This is a genomic window from Staphylococcus sp. Z5-21, assembly GCF_056529615.1.
On sequence record NZ_CP096462.1, the window covers coordinates 929866 to 946931 of the forward strand.

The 17066-nt window shown below is 33.2% G+C and carries 16 protein-coding genes; 12 read left to right on the forward strand and 4 right to left on the reverse strand.

Annotation, left to right across the window (positions count from 1 at the left end):
• Positions 1 to 8 precede the first annotated feature (8 nt).
• Complete coding sequence (locus M1D64_RS04520) at positions 9 to 1217, forward strand: CamS family sex pheromone protein (RefSeq protein ID WP_011302765.1); 1209 nt, start codon at positions 9 to 11, stop codon at positions 1215 to 1217.
• A gap of 122 nt (positions 1218 to 1339) precedes the next feature.
• On the opposite strand, the gene putP is transcribed toward M1D64_RS04520, so the two are convergent.
• A complete protein-coding gene (putP, locus tag M1D64_RS04525; protein ID WP_270908726.1) occupies positions 1340 to 2875 on the reverse strand; it encodes a sodium/proline symporter PutP in 1536 nt (511 codons plus the stop codon).
• 376 nt (positions 2876 to 3251) lie between these two features.
• Here putP and gatC point away from each other — a divergent pair, with 376 nt between their 5' ends.
• The 7 genes from gatC to dinB all read left to right on the forward strand — a co-directional run bounded on the left by gatC (position 3252) and on the right by dinB (position 11027).
• On the forward strand, positions 3252 to 3554 hold the full coding sequence (gene gatC, locus M1D64_RS04530) for an Asp-tRNA(Asn)/Glu-tRNA(Gln) amidotransferase subunit GatC (protein ID WP_002482828.1): 303 nt from the start codon (positions 3252 to 3254) through the stop codon (positions 3552 to 3554).
• 1 nt (position 3555) lies between these two features.
• Positions 3556 to 5013 (forward strand): Asp-tRNA(Asn)/Glu-tRNA(Gln) amidotransferase subunit GatA, encoded by a 1458-nt coding sequence (gene gatA, locus M1D64_RS04535; RefSeq protein WP_002482829.1) that lies wholly within the window; start codon positions 3556 to 3558, stop codon positions 5011 to 5013.
• A gap of 12 nt (positions 5014 to 5025) precedes the next feature.
• A complete protein-coding gene (gene gatB / locus M1D64_RS04540) occupies positions 5026 to 6453 on the forward strand; it encodes an Asp-tRNA(Asn)/Glu-tRNA(Gln) amidotransferase subunit GatB (protein ID WP_037538122.1) in 1428 nt (475 codons plus the stop codon).
• Between the two features lie 158 nt (positions 6454 to 6611).
• Positions 6612 to 7529: a diacylglycerol kinase gene (locus M1D64_RS04545; RefSeq protein ID WP_002482831.1), complete on the forward strand. Its 918-nt coding sequence runs from the start codon at positions 6612 to 6614 to the stop codon at positions 7527 to 7529.
• 85 nt (positions 7530 to 7614) lie between these two features.
• Positions 7615 to 8976: a 23S rRNA (uracil(1939)-C(5))-methyltransferase RlmD gene (gene rlmD, locus M1D64_RS04550; protein WP_270892620.1), complete on the forward strand. Its 1362-nt coding sequence runs from the start codon at positions 7615 to 7617 to the stop codon at positions 8974 to 8976.
• A 224-nt stretch (positions 8977 to 9200) separates the two neighbouring features.
• Positions 9201 to 9761: a DUF3267 domain-containing protein gene (locus tag M1D64_RS04555; protein WP_002482833.1), complete on the forward strand. Its 561-nt coding sequence runs from the start codon at positions 9201 to 9203 to the stop codon at positions 9759 to 9761.
• 195 nt (positions 9762 to 9956) lie between these two features.
• Positions 9957 to 11027, forward strand: coding sequence for a DNA polymerase IV (gene dinB / locus M1D64_RS04560; protein WP_069821653.1), 1071 nt, complete (start codon positions 9957 to 9959; stop codon positions 11025 to 11027).
• Positions 11028 to 11087: 60 nt separating this feature from the next.
• Here the strand turns inward: dinB and M1D64_RS04565 are convergent, their stop codons facing one another.
• Positions 11088 to 11642 (reverse strand): 3'-5' exonuclease, encoded by a 555-nt coding sequence (locus tag M1D64_RS04565; RefSeq protein ID WP_002482835.1) that lies wholly within the window; start codon positions 11640 to 11642, stop codon positions 11088 to 11090.
• A gap of 172 nt (positions 11643 to 11814) precedes the next feature.
• The gene (gene ftnA, locus M1D64_RS04570; protein ID WP_002482836.1) at positions 11815 to 12318 is read right to left on the reverse strand and encodes an H-type ferritin FtnA; all 504 of its coding nucleotides are present in this window, start codon (positions 12316 to 12318) and stop codon (positions 11815 to 11817) included.
• 166 nt (positions 12319 to 12484) lie between these two features.
• Between ftnA and murT the strand changes: the two genes are divergently transcribed.
• Both murT and gatD read left to right on the forward strand, forming a co-directional pair.
• A complete protein-coding gene (gene murT, locus M1D64_RS04575; RefSeq protein ID WP_041079965.1) occupies positions 12485 to 13804 on the forward strand; it encodes a lipid II isoglutaminyl synthase subunit MurT in 1320 nt (439 codons plus the stop codon).
• Positions 13801 to 14520, forward strand: coding sequence for a lipid II isoglutaminyl synthase subunit GatD (gene gatD / locus M1D64_RS04580; protein WP_480977557.1), 720 nt, complete (start codon positions 13801 to 13803; stop codon positions 14518 to 14520). The genes murT and gatD overlap by 4 nt, the downstream gene beginning before the upstream one ends.
• 138 nt (positions 14521 to 14658) lie before the next feature.
• On the opposite strand, the gene M1D64_RS04585 is transcribed toward gatD, so the two are convergent.
• Positions 14659 to 15645 (reverse strand): FUSC family protein, encoded by a 987-nt coding sequence (locus M1D64_RS04585; protein WP_002482841.1) that lies wholly within the window; start codon positions 15643 to 15645, stop codon positions 14659 to 14661.
• Positions 15646 to 15819: 174 nt separating this feature from the next.
• Between M1D64_RS04585 and map the strand changes: the two genes are divergently transcribed.
• Complete coding sequence (gene map / locus M1D64_RS04590) at positions 15820 to 16572, forward strand: type I methionyl aminopeptidase (RefSeq protein ID WP_011302778.1); 753 nt, start codon at positions 15820 to 15822, stop codon at positions 16570 to 16572.
• Between the two features lie 103 nt (positions 16573 to 16675).
• Positions 16676 to 17062: a hypothetical protein gene (locus tag M1D64_RS04595; protein ID WP_041079966.1), complete on the forward strand. Its 387-nt coding sequence runs from the start codon at positions 16676 to 16678 to the stop codon at positions 17060 to 17062.
• Positions 17063 to 17066: the final 4 nt, after the last annotated feature.

The following is a 17066-nucleotide window of genomic DNA, read 5'->3' on the forward strand; positions in this document are numbered from 1 at the left end:
GATAATGCATGAAACGAACGATTATACTATTCATCTCAGCAATTTTGGTATTAACAGCTTGTGGAAATAATGATGAAAAATCAAAAGAACAATCTAATGAAAAAGAGCAACAAAAAGAGTCAGGTTCCGTAAAAGAAATTGCAACGGATAAAAATGTGCAAGGTGATAATTATAGAACGATTTTACCATTTAAGGAGAGCCAAGCACGTGGATTATTACAAGATAACATGGCGAACAGTTACAATGGTGAAGACTTTGAAAATGGTTTGTTAGATTTAAGTAAAAGTGTATTTCCAACGGATGACTACTTATATCAAGATGGACAATACTTAGATAAAGATATGATTAATGCTTTTCTAAATCCAAAGTATACTAAAGATGAAGTTAACAAAATGGATGAAAGTGATAGAAAAGAGAAAAAAGCAAATGAAAACTTGGGGCTAAATCCATCTCATAAAGGTGAAACAGATCCTGAAAAAATTGCTGAACAATCACCTGCATATTTATCTAATATTTTAGAACAAGATTTTTATGCGAGTGGTGATACAAAAGGTAAAAAAATAAAAGGTATGACAATAGGTTTAGCTATGAATAGTACATATTATTATCAAAAAGAAAAAGACGGTGAAACCTATAGCAAAGACCTCGACGATAAAGAAATTGAAAAACAAGGTAAACAAATGGCAGAAGAATTACTTTCTCGAATTCGGGAAAATAAGGATTTGAAAGAAATACCTATACATTTTGCTATTTATAAACAATCTGGTGAAAATTCAATTGTTCCAGGTGAGTTTATTGCAGGGACAACGGTTGAAGATGGTAAGACACGTATTAATGATTGGAAAGATATTAATCAAAAAACAGCCTTATTACCTTCTGAAGAAGCGGGAGAGCTTGATGAAAATTTAAATTCCGATTTCAAACAATTTAATGACAACCTACAAACCTATTTTAATAATTTCACACAAGCAGTGGGTACAGTTAAATTTGATAATAAAAAAGCGAAACAACTATCCGTTGATTTACCTATAGATTATTACGGTAAAGCAGAAACGATTGGTATCACTCAATATGTAACAGAACAAGCTGATAAATATTTTGATGGTATTGATGAATATGAAATTCATATTAAAGATGGTAATAATCCGAAAGCACTTATAAGTAAAACGAAAGACGACAAAGAACCACAAGTTCATATTTATAAAAACAACAATTAACCGAAACAATTAACCAAGATAATGACAATCTTGCATAGACAAAAAATAACGCCAAACTGATATCAATTATAATGATATACCAGTTTGGCGTTTTGTATTGAATTAACAGTTATAATATCAAACTATTCCTTTACGATTTGTTTTACTTTATCTAGGTCATGTGTCACAAATGAACCAGGTTTTTTAGTGTATTTACTAACAAAGTAAGTAGTAATCACACTTGCTAAGAATCCAGGAATAATTTCATACATACCAAATAGCTCATTGATAGAAGCTAATGGTTTAATCCAAACAATCCAAATAATTACGACCAATGCACCGGTAATCATGCCTGCAAGTGCACCAGTACGTGATAGACCTTTCCAATAGAGTGAGAAGATAACTAATGGACTAAATGCGGCACCAAATCCTGCCCAAGCATTACCAACTAAATTTAGTATCGTATCGTTTGGCGACCAAGCAATCCATATAGCCACAATCGCTACAATTAATACAGATAAACGACCAACCATTACGAATTCTTTCTCGTGTGCTTTAGCTTTATCTTCAACACGAATGAGTTTATAAAAGTCTTCCGTTAAGGAACTTGAAGTTACCAGTAATTGTGAAGAAATTGTACTCATGATGGCTGCCAAAATTGCTGCCAATAAGAAGCCTCCAACTAAAGGGTGGAATAAAATTTGGCTCATAACGATAAATAAAGTTTCAGGATCCTCTAACTTGATGTTGCGTTCAGAAATAAAGGCAATACCTGTTAAACCAACTGCAACAGCACCTAATAACCCAATCACCATCCAGCTAATACCTAATCTTCGTGCTTTTGGTAATAATTTGTGCGATTTTATAGACATAAATCTAACAATAATATGAGGTTGTCCGAAATAACCCAATCCCCAAGCAAACAGTGAAATGATACCTAAAACGGTTGTGCCTTTAAATAGATTCATATTTGTTGGTTTCATCTCTGCTACTTGTTTAAACGTATCGATGCCGTTTAAATCGATAAGTGCAACGATAGGAACCATCACCATAGCGATTAACATGATCACTCCTTGGAAGAAGTCGGTGATAGATACAGCAAGATAACCACCGAAAAATGTATAAAATATGACTATAAATGCAACCATTAGTAATCCCCAATGATAATTCAAACCGAAGGCACTTTCGAATAATTTACCACCTGATACAAAACCGGAATGTGTGTATAAAGTGAAAAAAACAACAATAATTAAGCCGGATATAATTTTTATGTAATTATTGTGATCATTTAATCTGTTTTTAAAGAAATCTGGTAATGTAATCGCATCACCAGCCAATTCTGTATAGACACGTAGACGAGGTGCAACGACAAAATAATTTACATAGGCGCCTAATGAAAGACCAATGGTAATCCACATAGCAGATAACCCAGTACTATAAACAGATCCAGGTAGCCCCATAATCATCCAGCCACTCATATCTGATGCACCTGCTGAAAGTGCTGTCACATAAGGACCGATGCTCCTACCGCCTAACATAAATTCACTTAAATTACCTGTAGCTTGTTTGTATCCGTAGTAACCGATAAATAATAATATAATGAAATATATGATGATCATTATATATGTTTGCCAACTTGCATGTACTTGGTTGGCCAATGAAGTGCCTAATATCAGCATCGTCCTCATCTCCCTTTGTTTTAAATGATTCTATTGTACTACATGAATTATTATACAATGTAATTTATAAATAGAATAGTATTATTTTAGTTTAATGAAAAAATACATTTTAGCCATGCTTTGTTAAGCGCTTCCATTAAATGATGTATAGTTACATGAAATATAAAGTGCAATGATTGATTATGCATTTTAAAAAATAAATCGTGCGTGATTTAGGTGGTAAAATTTAAACAATGGCCATTTTTAACGTATGAATGACAAGCAAATAATAGCAATTTAAAGTTTTAATTTACTGTTATTATTGAAAAACTTAGATTTTTCAACGAAATTTTGGTACAATTTTGTAATGAATGAGTAAAAAGGAGGCTTTTATTTAATGGCTAAAGTTACACGAGAAGAAGTTGAACATATAGCAAATTTAGCAAGACTTCAAATTACTGAAGATGAAACGACTGAAATGCAAAATACATTAGAAAGCATTTTAAACTTTGCTAATCAAATAGATACAGCGGATACTAGTGAAATTGAACCAACATATCACGTACTAGATTTACAAAATGTATTACGTGAAGATAAAGCAATCGAGGGCATCCCTCAAGAGCTTGCATTAAAAAATGCTAAAGAGACGGAAGATGGACAGTTTAAAGTACCATCTATCATGAATGAGGAGGACGCTTAAGATGACCATCCGTTATGAATCTGTTGAGAATTTGATCAACTTAATCAAAAACAAAGAAATTACACCATCTAAAGTTGTAAGTGATATTTACGATGCAATTGAAGAAACTGATCCAACGATCAAATCGTTTCTTGCATTAGATAAAGAAAATGCTATTAAAAAAGCACAAGAATTAGATGAATTACAAGCAAAAGACCAAATGGAAGGCAAGTTATTTGGTATTCCAATGGGTATTAAAGATAACATTATTACTGAAGGTGTAGAAACAACATGTGCTAGTAAAATGTTAGAGGGCTTTGTACCAATTTATGAATCAACTGTGATGAATAAATTACGAAATGAACAAGCAGTGCTTATCGGTAAATTAAATATGGATGAATTTGCTATGGGTGGTTCTACTGAAACATCATATTACAAAAAAACTGTAAATCCTTTCGATCATACTGCAGTACCTGGTGGTTCTTCGGGTGGTTCTGCCGCAGCAGTTGCAGCTGGTTTAGTTCCTTTCAGTTTAGGTTCTGATACTGGTGGCTCAATTCGTCAACCAGCAGCTTATTGTGGAATTGTCGGTTTGAAACCAACATATGGCCGTGTATCACGTTTTGGTCTAGTAGCCTTTGCATCGTCATTAGATCAAATTGGACCATTGACACGTACAGTTAAAGACAATGCATTAGTCTTGGAAGCAATTACTGGGGTAGACGAAAATGATTCAACAAGTGCGCCAGTTGAAGATGCTGATTACACTTCTGATATCGGTAAAGATATTAAAGGATTGAAAATCGCACTTCCAAGTGAGTATTTAGGTGAAGGTGTTTCTGATGAAGTCAAAGCATCTGTAAAAGAAGCAGTCGAAACTTTAAGAGGTCTTGGTGCCACTGTAGAAGAAGTATCATTACCGAATACGAAGTATGGGATTCCTTCTTATTATGTAATTGCATCTTCTGAAGCTTCTTCTAACTTGTCTCGTTTCGATGGTATTAGATATGGATATCATTCTCCAGAAGCGAACTCATTAGAAGAATTATATAAAATGTCTAGAAGTGAAGGCTTTGGTGAGGAAGTTAAACGCCGTATCTTCTTGGGAACATTTGCATTAAGTTCAGGTTATTATGATGCATTTTATAAAAAATCACAAAAAGTTAGAACATTAATCAAAGATGATTTCAATCGTATATTTGAAAATTATGATGTTGTCGTTGGTCCAACTACACCTACAACAGCTTTCAATTTAGGTGACGAAATAGATGATCCACTTACAATGTATGCGAACGATTTATTAACAACGCCAGTTAATTTAGCTGGTTTACCAGGTATCTCTGTTCCTTGTGGACAATCAAATGGCCGCCCAATCGGTTTACAATTTATAGGTAAACCATTTGATGAAAAAACACTATATCGTGTCGCTTACCAATATGAAACAAAATTTAATTTTCATAATGAATACGAAAAACTATAAGGAGTGGAAATCATGCATTTTGAAACAGTTATCGGACTAGAAGTCCACGTTGAGTTAAAAACAGATTCTAAAATGTTTTCTCCAGCGCCAGCGCATTTTGGAGCAAAACCGAACTCAAACACAAATGTTATCGACCTAGCATATCCAGGTGTATTACCAGTTGTAAACAGACGTGCTGTTGATTGGGCCATGAGAGCTTCAATGGCATTGAATATGGAAATTGCTACAGAATCTAAATTTGACCGTAAAAACTATTTTTATCCAGATAATCCAAAAGCTTATCAAATTTCACAATTTGATCAACCAATTGGTGAAAATGGTTATATCGATATCGAGGTTGATGGTGAAACAAAACGCATTGGTATCACGCGTTTACACATGGAAGAAGATGCTGGTAAATCAACACATAAAGATGGTTATTCTTTAGTTGATTTAAATAGACAAGGTACACCATTAATTGAAATCGTATCGGAACCAGATATTCGCTCTCCTCAAGAAGCATACGCATACCTAGAAAAACTACGTTCAATCATTCAATATACAGGCGTTTCAGATTGTAAGATGGAAGAAGGTTCATTACGTTGTGATGCCAACATTTCATTACGTCCGTATGGTCAAGAAGAATTTGGTACAAAAGCTGAGTTGAAAAACTTAAACTCCTTCACATATGTTCGTAAAGGTCTTGAATACGAAGAAAAACGTCAAGAAGAAGAATTGTTAAATGGTGGAGAAATTTTACAAGAAACACGTCGGTTTGACGAGTCTAATGGTAAGACATTATTAATGCGTGTTAAAGAAGGATCTGACGATTACCGTTATTTCCCAGAACCAGATATTGTACCTTTATATGTAGATAAAGAATGGAAAGAACGCGTTCGTCAAACGATTCCTGAATTACCTGATGAAAGAAAAGAAAAGTATGTAAATCAATATGGTTTACCTGCCTACGATGCACACGTACTTACACTGACAAAAGAAATGTCTGATTTCTTCGAAGGTGCAGTTGCAGAAGGTGCAGATGTTAAATTGACATCTAACTGGTTAATGGGTGGCGTAAACGAATATCTAAATAAAAATCAAATTGATTTATTAGATACTAAGTTAACACCAGAAAACTTAGCGGGTATGATTAAATTAATTGAAGATGGCACAATGAGTAGTAAAATAGCTAAAAAAGTATTCCCTGAACTAGCTGAAAATGGCGGGGATGCAAAACAAATTATGGAAGATAAAGGCTTAGTGCAGATTTCTGACGAAGCAACATTGCTTAAATTTGTAAATGAAGCATTGGATAATAACGAGCAATCTATTGAAGACTATAAGAATGGTAAAGGTAAGGCTATGGGCTTCTTAGTTGGACAAATTATGAAAGCTTCTAAAGGTCAAGCTAATCCACAGTTAGTTAACCAATTGTTAAAACAAGAATTGGATAAACGATAATTCAATATATCTAGACCCTGTAGCTCAAATTATGCTACAGGGTCTTTTAAATGCGATGTGCCTTAAATATTTTCTTTGGAATTTAACCTAAAATGCTTTTAACATCTATGTAAATCATATAATATAGGTATTGAGTATATGAAGTAGAGGGATAAATTATGAGAAAAAGAGCTAGAATCATTTATAATCCAACATCTGGAAAGGAATTATTTAAACGCACATTACCAGATGTTTTAATTAAATTAGAAAAAGCTGGATTTGAAACAAGTGCATATGCCACAGAAAAAGTAGGCGACGCAACTACAGAAGCAGCACGTAGTTTAGAACAAAATTACGATGTACTGATTGCAGCTGGTGGAGATGGTACTTTAAATGAAGTCATAAATGGCATTGCTGAAAAGCCAAATAGACCAAGTTTAGGTATTATACCGATGGGCACTGTGAATGATTTTGGTCGTGCATTACATTTACCCACAGATATCATGAGTGCGATAGATGTCATTATTGAGGGACATATGACACGTGTGGATATTGGTAAGATGAATAGTCGTTATTTTATTAACTTAGCTGCAGGTGGACAACTAACTCAAGTATCATACGAAACTCCGAGTAAGTTGAAATCCATTGTAGGACCATTCGCGTATTATATCAAAGGTTTTGAAATGTTACCTCAAATGAAAGCCGTGGATATTCGTATTGAATATGATGACGAAGTATTCCAAGGAGAAGCCTTGTTATTCTTACTAGGGCTTACGAATTCAATGGCTGGGTTTGAAAAATTAGTCCCCGATGCTAAATTGGACGATGGTTATTTTACATTAATTATCGTTGAAAAAGCTAACTTAGCTGAATTAGGCCACATTATGACGTTAGCATCAAGAGGTGAACATACCAAGCATCCTAAAGTACATTACAAGAAGGCCAAATCTATTAGCGTTTCATCATTCACCGATATGCAATTAAATGTAGATGGTGAATATGGAGGCAAATTACCTGGTAATTTTTTAAACTTGAAACAACATATTGAAGTATTCACACCAAATGATATTAAAAATGAAGAAATTATAGAACAATGATACAAATAAAAATACAATTTAGATTAAACTACGAGGTTAGGTCAGTCAACATACATCCTAACCTCTTTTAATGTGGGGTGAAGTAATGAATGCGATACAAAAAAATGAAATAATTGAAGGAACAGTGATAGATTTAACACATGAAGGTCATGGTGTTGTGAAATTTGATCGTTATCCAATTTTTGTGCCCAATGCACTCATTAATGAAGTGATAGCGTTTAAAGTAATCAAAGTGAAAAAGAACTTCGCAATTGGTAAGCTGGTTGAAATTAAAGAAAAAAGTACTGATCGAGTAGAACCACCGTGTATATATTATTATAAATGTGGTGGTTGTCAGTTGCAGCACATGACATATCAAGCGCAGTTAAATATGAAAAAAGAACAAGTTGTGAATTTATTTCAACGTAAAGCTGGATTTAAAGATACAATCATTCATGACACGATTGGTATGGAAAATCCTTGGTACTACAGAAATAAATCACAAATTCCAGTGGGTAAAAACAATGAGAATAAAGTTATAACAGGATTTTATCGTCAACGTAGCCACGATATTATTGATATGGATGAATGTTTGATTCAAGACCAACTACACCAAGAAGTTATAAATAAATTAAAAGCGTGGTTAAATGAACTAAACATCAGTGTTTATAATGAGCGTAAAAAGCAAGGCATGATGCGTCATGTTGTAATAAGAACAGGGCATCATTCTAGAGAACTCATGGTCATTTTTGTAACAAATGGCAAAAAATTTAAACAAGGTGACATCCTAACAGAACGTTTAAAACAACATTTTCCAGCAATAGTGAGTATTAAACAAAATGTAAATGATACACATTCCAACGTTATAATGGGACAAAATTCATATACACTTTATGGTAAAGATGAGATTGTCGATACGTTGTCAGATGTGACATTTAAAATTAATGACCAATCATTTTATCAAATTAATTCTATCCAAACAGAAAAACTATATCAACGTGCTATAGATTATGCTGAACTACAGGGAGAAGAAACAGTGTTGGATACTTATTGCGGTATTGGTACCATTGGTTTATATATGGCTCCCAAAGCAAAACATGTCTATGGTGTTGAGGTTGTGCCAGAAGCCATTACAGATGCTCAACAAAATGCGACTATAAACCAATTTGAAAATACTACTTTTGTCTGTGGTAAGGCAGAAGAAGTTATCTTAAAATGGAAATCAGAAGGAATAAGACCAGATGTTGTAATGGTTGATCCACCTAGAAAGGGTTGTGACGAAACATTTTTGAAGACATTATTAGAGCTAAATCCTCAAAAAATTGTCTACATATCATGTAACCCATCAACGCAACAGCGTGATGCACAATTATTAGCAAACCAATATAAGTTAACACAAATTACACCGGTTGATATGTTTCCACATACTACGCATGTTGAAACAGTGGCACAATTTGAACGTATATAAAGCATTGATGCAAAGACTGTATTACTTATAATTAAATACGTTTTATATATATGACTTGTGTAAAAATAATTAATAATTTGTTTGCTAAACATTGCAAAATATTGCAAAATGAGTAAGTTTGTTAAAATTCAATTACAAGCAACTTACTTTCACTTTAACCCCTTTCATAGTGGTGATAATCGTTGTATACTCTAGTTAATAACGAGTGACGAGGAGGGCGTCTAATGTTTAAAATTGATTTGTTTTCTAATAAGAAAGCAGTTGAAGGTTTTATTTTATTTCAATTAACTATTGTGATGATTAGCATTTTGATTTCTTATAAAATGGCATATTCTATGACCCATATTATAGAACAAAACATAATTTTTAATATTATTTTTGGTATTGTTGGTTTTGCAGCAGTGTATTTCTTGCATGAATTTATTCATAATATAATGTTCAGAGTAATGTCAAAAGGTAATAAACCTACATATCGTATTAAATCAGGTTTGATTACAACACATATGCCAAATGTTTATTTTAAAAAATGGCAATACATGACAATTATGTTAGCCCCTTTAGTCATTATCACAAGCGTATTATTAGTAATATTTTCGTATTTTGCTTACTCATCTATTATCTTTATTGCATGTTTTCACATAGGATATTGCGTAATGGATATGTATTTCCTTACAGGTTTATTAAATAAACATGTACAACTTATTGAAGATACAGAAGAAGGGATTAAATTTTATACACAAGCGCATGCCCCTGCTCAAGAATTTCGAACTGAATTGAAATCATAATATGATAAATGTAACTTTGATAAAGGATCAGCTCCGTTTGAGTAAATGATCATTTGAATATTAAATTCAAACTGATTCACTTAAACGTGTACTGTTCCTTTTTTTATTGAGCAAATTCAAAGAAAAATGATGATGGAGGATGTAAGATAAAAACAACACAATTATAAATTATATCGAATACAGGAGGTGAGGGCATTGTCAGAAAGACGGATTATACATGTGGATATGGACTACTTTTTCGCACAAGTAGAAATGAGGGATAACCCTAAACTAAAAGGAAAACCTGTCATTGTTGGTGGTAAAGCTAGTGGAAGAGGGGTCGTATCAACGGCATCATATGAGGCAAGACAATATGGTGTACATTCTGCGATGCCCACTGCACAAGCGCATAAATTATGTCCTAACGGGTACTATGTGACGCCAAGATTCGAAGCTTATAAAACTGCATCGGAAAAGATTATGAATATATTTAAAAGTTATACAGAGGTTGTTGAACCTTTGTCTTTGGATGAAGCATATTTGGATATCACACATCTTGTCAGACCTGATTTACCAGCCTCTCGAATCGCTCAATATATCAGGAGAGATATTTATGAAGCTACAATGCTTACTTCGTCAGCAGGTGTATCATATAATAAATTTTTAGCTAAATTAGCAAGTGGTATGAACAAGCCCAACGGTTTAACAGTTATTGACTATAGAAATGTTCATGATATTTTAATGGGCTTAGACATTGGAGATTTTCCTGGTGTTGGTAAAGCTTCAAAACAAAAAATGCATCAAGAAGCGATTTATACAGGACAGGATTTATATAATCAAAGTGAACGGGACCTTATTAGACTATTTGGTAAGCGTGGACATGGCTTGTACAATAAAGCGAGGGGGATAGATCATAATCCAGTAAAGCCTACTAGAATCAGGAAATCTGTTGGTACAGAACGAACATTTGCCACAGATATGAATGATGATGAAGAAATTTTACAAAAAATTTGGGAATTAAGTAATAAAACAGCAGAACGTCTAGCTAAATTACAAAAATCTGGAAAAACAATAACGGTAAAAATTAAAACATTTAAGTTTGAATCTTTGTCGAAACAACGTAGTCTTAGATACCCGGTTCGCTCAGAAACTGACATATACAATATTGCTTATGATTTATATACAGAATTAAAAAATCCTGAAACGCCTATTCGTCTTGTAGGGGTGACTGTTGGTAATCTTGAAAAAGCGACATATGAAAATATGACAATATACGATTATATTTAATAAGATAGAAATTGATTTATAGTAGCTAAGTTATTTTACAGACATATCAAGGAAATAGAATTAATCTTTATCTTTTAAATCCTTGCCGTAGATATTTAACATACTAGGTAAATCATCATAATGTTTTAAGAGACGGAACGTAATCATAGCACATGCTTTAGCATCATTGAGCGCATCATGATGTCCATGAAAATCTAAATTATAATATTGCATCATGTAATTTAGACCATAGCGATGATTTTCTACTGTTCTTCTTGAAAGTTGTAAAGAGCAAAAGTAAGTCATATTAGGGGTATCAAAACCAAATGCACTAATACTTTCATGTAGAACGTTCATATCGAATGCTGCATTATGCGCAACGACGGGTAAATCCCCGATAAATTGCAACATATAGGGATATACTGTTTGAAATGTAGGCGCATCTTCAACTTGTTCAGGATGTATGCCGTGGACTGCGATATTTTGTTGTGAGAAATAGTCATTAGGGTTAACAAGTGTATAGAAAGATTCTGTTATCTGGTGGTTGACTACTTTAACCATACCAACAGCACAAATACTTGTACGTTTACCGTTGGCAGTTTCAAAATCTAAAGCTATAAATGCATCGTTACTCATGGAGCAAGTTCCCTTTCTATAATTGAATATGTTATGACTTTATAGAATAAATGAAAGACAGTCAAGTTAATGAGATTGAACTAACATTTACTGCCTAATTCAAAAAAGTCTGGGACATTTATTGATGTCCCAGACTTTTTTGATATATAAATTCATGAGTATTACCTATTAATTATTCTGATTCATCAAATGAACGTGCAGCTAACTCTTTTTCATAAAGATAAAGTGTATTACTATCATCACCAATACGATTTAAGTAATCGATATGCGTTTCAAACATAGCTTCTTCTTCAACTTGCTCGTCTAAGAACCAATTTAAGAATGAAATCGTAGCATAATCTTTATCTTTGTTAGCTAAATCTGATAAATTATAGAATCTACGTGTAACGTCTTGTTCTTGAGCCAAACCATCTTCAAACGTTTCTAAGATGCTGCTGAACTCTGTTTTTGGTGCAGGAATTGCTGTAAATAAAGCATGCTCTCCACGGTCGTTAATATAGTCATATATTTTTTTACCATGGAATCTTTCTTCTTTAGCTTGTTGAATATAAAAATTTGCAAAACCTTCGTAAGAATTGTCGTCACAAAAGGCAGCCATAGCCATATAAGCGTGAGCAGCATAAAATTCATGATTCATTTGTTCATTTAAAGCATCTAATAGTTCTTTGTTTAACATAATTAATAAGCCTCCTATACTTTTTTTCAGTATAGCAAAACTAGACTTAGTAGTAAATTATACGCTACTTTATTTGAAAAAGACTCATGTATATTGGGTTGAGAATTGTTTGGAATACAACATAATCGTGTTATAATATTTGAGTGAAGAGTAGAGGAGGAGCTAAATGAGATACTGGACTGCAACCCGCTTAGCAAAATTGGCAAGGCAAGCAAGTAAAGCTGTTGGCAAAAAAGGCACAGACTTGCCCGGTCAAGTAGCTAGAAGAGTAGATAAAAATATATTAAGAAAGTTAGCATCTCAAGTTGATGAGATTGTTTTTATAAGTGGTACGAACGGGAAAACAACCACTTCAAACCTAATCGGTCATACATTAAAAGCTAATGATATAGAAATCATACATAATAATGAAGGCGCAAATATGGCTGCAGGTATTACATCTGCTTTTATTTTGCAAAATAAGAAAAATACAAAAATCGCAGTCATTGAAATTGACGAGGGCTCTATTCCGAGAGTGCTTAACGAAGTAACACCAACGATGATGGTTGTTACGAATTTCTTCCGAGATCAAATGGACCGTTTTGGTGAAATTGATATTATGGTTAATAACATAGCAAAGGCGATTAATAATAAAGGCATTAAATTATTATTGAATGCAGATGATCCATTTGTGAGTAGGTTGAAAATTGCGAGTGACACGGTGGTTTACTATGGCATGAAGGCACACGCACACAAATTTGAACAAAGTACAATGAATGAAAGCCGTTATTGTCCAAACTGCGGACGTTTACTCCATTATGACTATATCCAATATAACCAAATTGGTCATTATCACTGTGAATGTGGTTTTAAACGTGAGGATACACAATATGAAGTATCCTCATTTACACTGACACCGTTTATAAACTTAAATATTGGTTCTAAAACGTTTAATATGAAAATAGCTGGTGATTTTAATGCTTATAACGCGATTGCTGCATATTCTGTATTAAGAGAGTTAGGCATTAATGATGACGGCATCAGAAAAGGTTTTGAAACGTATACATCAGACAACGGCCGTATGCAATATTTTAAACAAGATAGCAAAGAAGCTATGATAAACTTAGCCAAAAATCCTGCAGGGATGAACGCAAGTCTCTCAGTAGGTGAACAATTAAGCGGTAGTAAGGTTTACCTTATCAGTTTAAATGATAATGCTGCAGATGGTAGAGATACATCGTGGATATATGATGCAGATTTTGAAAAATTAACAAGACAACAAATAGAGACAATTATTGTTACAGGAACTAGAGCAGAAGAACTTCAATTAAGATTAAAATTGGCTGGTGTTACAGTACCTGTTATCTTAGAGCGCGATATCTACAAAGCGACTGCTAAATCTATGGAATATAAAGAGAGCTTTACTGTAGCAATTCCAAATTATACTTCGCTCGCACCTATGTTAGAACAATTAAACCACTCTTTTGAGGAGGTCAAAGCGAAATGAATGAATTAACTGTTTATCATTTTATGCCTGATAAATTAAATTTATATAGTGATATTGGTAATATCATTGCGTTAAGACAACGTGCTAAATTGAGGAATATCCAATTAAATGTAGTTGATATCAATGAAACAGAAGGTATCACGCTAGATAACTGTGATATATTTTTCATTGGTGGTGGCAGTGATAGAGAACAAGCCTTGGCTGCGAAAGAATTAAGCAAAATAAAAACGGTATTGAAAGATGCCATTGAAGAAGGCATGCCCGGTCTGACAATTTGTGGTGGGTATCAGTTCTTGGGGAGTAAATACATTACACCAGATGGTACAGAATTAGCTGGTTTAAATATTTTAGACTTTTATACTGAGTCACAAACAAATCGTCTTACAGGCGATATTGTGATTGAAAGTAAAACTTTTGGAACAATAGTTGGTTTTGAAAATCATGGTGGCCGTACATATCATAAGTTTGGTACTTTAGGTCACGTTACACATGGATATGGAAATAATGATGAAGATGCAAAAGAAGGTATTCATTATAAAAATCTATTAGGTACATATTTACATGGTCCAATTTTACCAAAAAACCATGAAATTACTGATTATTTATTAGAAAAAGCATGTGAACGTAAAGGCATTGCTTTTGAGCCTAAACAAGTAGATAATACTGAAGAAGAAGCTGCTAAACAAGTTATTGTTGATCGCGTAGCTAAAAATTAAATTATAAAAAAGCACACTCGTAAAGCGATATGAATGTTGATGTGCACCCCAAAAGTTGGACTAAAAATCTAACTTTTAGGGGTGCACATCAATGTATGCTTATAGGAGTGTGCTTTTTATTTAAGAATAAATTTAGATTTATGCAAAACGATGATCTAATATGCGATAAATCAATAGAATTTCATAAATGACATGACTTTTAAGTTGATTGCTATCAAACTCATCTAAACCTTTCACAGACATTTTTAGTAAAGAGGCATGTTGTTTCTTACGCTCGAAGTGTCCAGTCGAATATATATTGTTTATACTTTGTGCGATACTTAAAATCGCCAATTTTTCATCGTTTGTAAAAGTAATTATCGTATCTTTCGGTAAATAAACTAAATTAGATAAATGGGTAATAAACAACCTATTAGTATGCGCGCGCGTAGTTAGTGCTTTAAGTTGAATCCATTCTGAATCATGGTGTTTGTGATAGCTTAGTTCATCTTTTTGATAAGAAAGTAAGGTTTCCACTTTTTGATTTAAATCGATTAATTGATTTAATTGACGATAAGGCGCGCCTTTTGTAAATTTACCAAGTAATAATTGACGCATACGTAATTCAAAGAGTTCGTACATTTTTGATTCAGTCAAATTAATAGATGATTCAACTTGATCATAATATTTTGGAGGTAAAATAATAAAGTTTACTAATCCAGCTGTTACGAGTCCGATGATAGCAGTTAATAATCTAGAAAAGAAATTAAAGAAATAGGCTTCATGAATACCTGGAATCATAGCCATAGCTGTTAATGTAGCTACCGTAGTACCCACATGTAAATTAAGTTTGGTACATAGAATAATTGTGAACGTAGCGCTCAATGCATATGCGAAAGGGGATTGGTCCCCAAATATAAATGTGAATATGACTGCAAATAATGCCCCAATAATGGTTGCTGGCAAACGACGATAGCCTTTTTTTAATGAAGCTTTAGCTGTAGGTTCAATCGTCACAATAGCCGTTAATATAGCAAATATCGGATTTAAGTTTAAAGCTAAACAAAATAATGCAGTCAGAAATGTGGCTAGACCCGTTTTAATTGTACGAGCACCGATAATTTTTTTATACCAGTTATCATTCATTTAAAAACTCCTAATGTGATGTATAGTCAAATAACTGCTCAAAATGGTGAGTAGTCGTATTATTAATATCTGTGAAATGTTAAACTATAGTTGATAAAATTTTCTAATTTATTATATCAAAAAAAGTCTGCTATAATAATAAAGAATATAAATTACAAAAAGGAACGGGATAATATGATTGTAAAAACAGAAGAAGAATTAACAGCATTAAAAGATATTGGTTATATTTGCGCGCTAGTAAGAGATGAAATGCAATCAGCAACTAAGCCAGGAATTACAACAAAAGAACTAGACGATATTGCAAAGGACTTATTTGAAAAGCATGGAGCGATATCAGCGCCAATTCATGATGAGAACTTTCCAGGTCAAACATGTATCAGTGTAAACGAAGAAGTAGCTCATGGTATACCTGGTAAACGTAAAATACGTGAAGGTGATTTAGTGAATATAGATGTGTCTGCGCTTAAAAACGGATACTATGCAGACACAGGGATTTCATTTGTTGTTGGTGAACCGGACAATCCATTAAAACAAAAAGTGTGTGATGTGGCATTAGAAGCATTCGAAGCCGCAATGACACGTGTAAAACCTGGTGCTAAATTAAGCCAAATTGGTAAAGCAGTACATGCGACTGCACGAAAAAATAACCTTACAGTAATTAAAAACCTAACAGGTCATGGCGTAGGCCAATCTCTACATGAAGCGCCAAGCCATGTTATGAATTATTATGAACCTAAAGATAAAACACTATTAAAAGAAGGCACAGTAATCGCTGTTGAACCATTCATTTCTACAAAGGCAACTTTTGTAACAGAAGGTAAAAATGAATGGGCATTTGAAACAAACGATAAAAGTTTTGTTGCTCAAATTGAACATACGGTTATTGTGACAAAAGATGGACCATTATTAACTACTAAAATAGATTAATCTTGTTTCGGTCTAAAGTCCTAATATAAGATGGTTCCGGAGCCTATACCAATGGTTCCGGAAATTTTTTATAATGGAATCTAATCAATCATGAGGTGATTCTATGAATTATATTACGACTTATTTAGACAAAATGACTAAAAACACTTTTTATACAAGTTTAGTAGAATATAGACAGTATTTAGATAAAAAAATGAGAAGCATTGAAATGTACATAAAATATTTAATTGAAAGAAAAGCGTATGTTGAAAAATTAATAGACAGCTTAACTTTAACGCTAGAAAATAAATATATTGATATGATAGATGAATATTACATTTACTGTGCTCAAGAAATAGAACATTCTGAAATAGAAAAAATTAAAAAAGAATTAAACGAAATGGAAGCAGACTATGCGAGAATTGAATCCGATTTATCTCATCAGGCAGTTGAACGTGCAAACATTGAAACTGAATGTGATTTAATCGAACGTATCAGTTTAGTCGCTTAAAGAA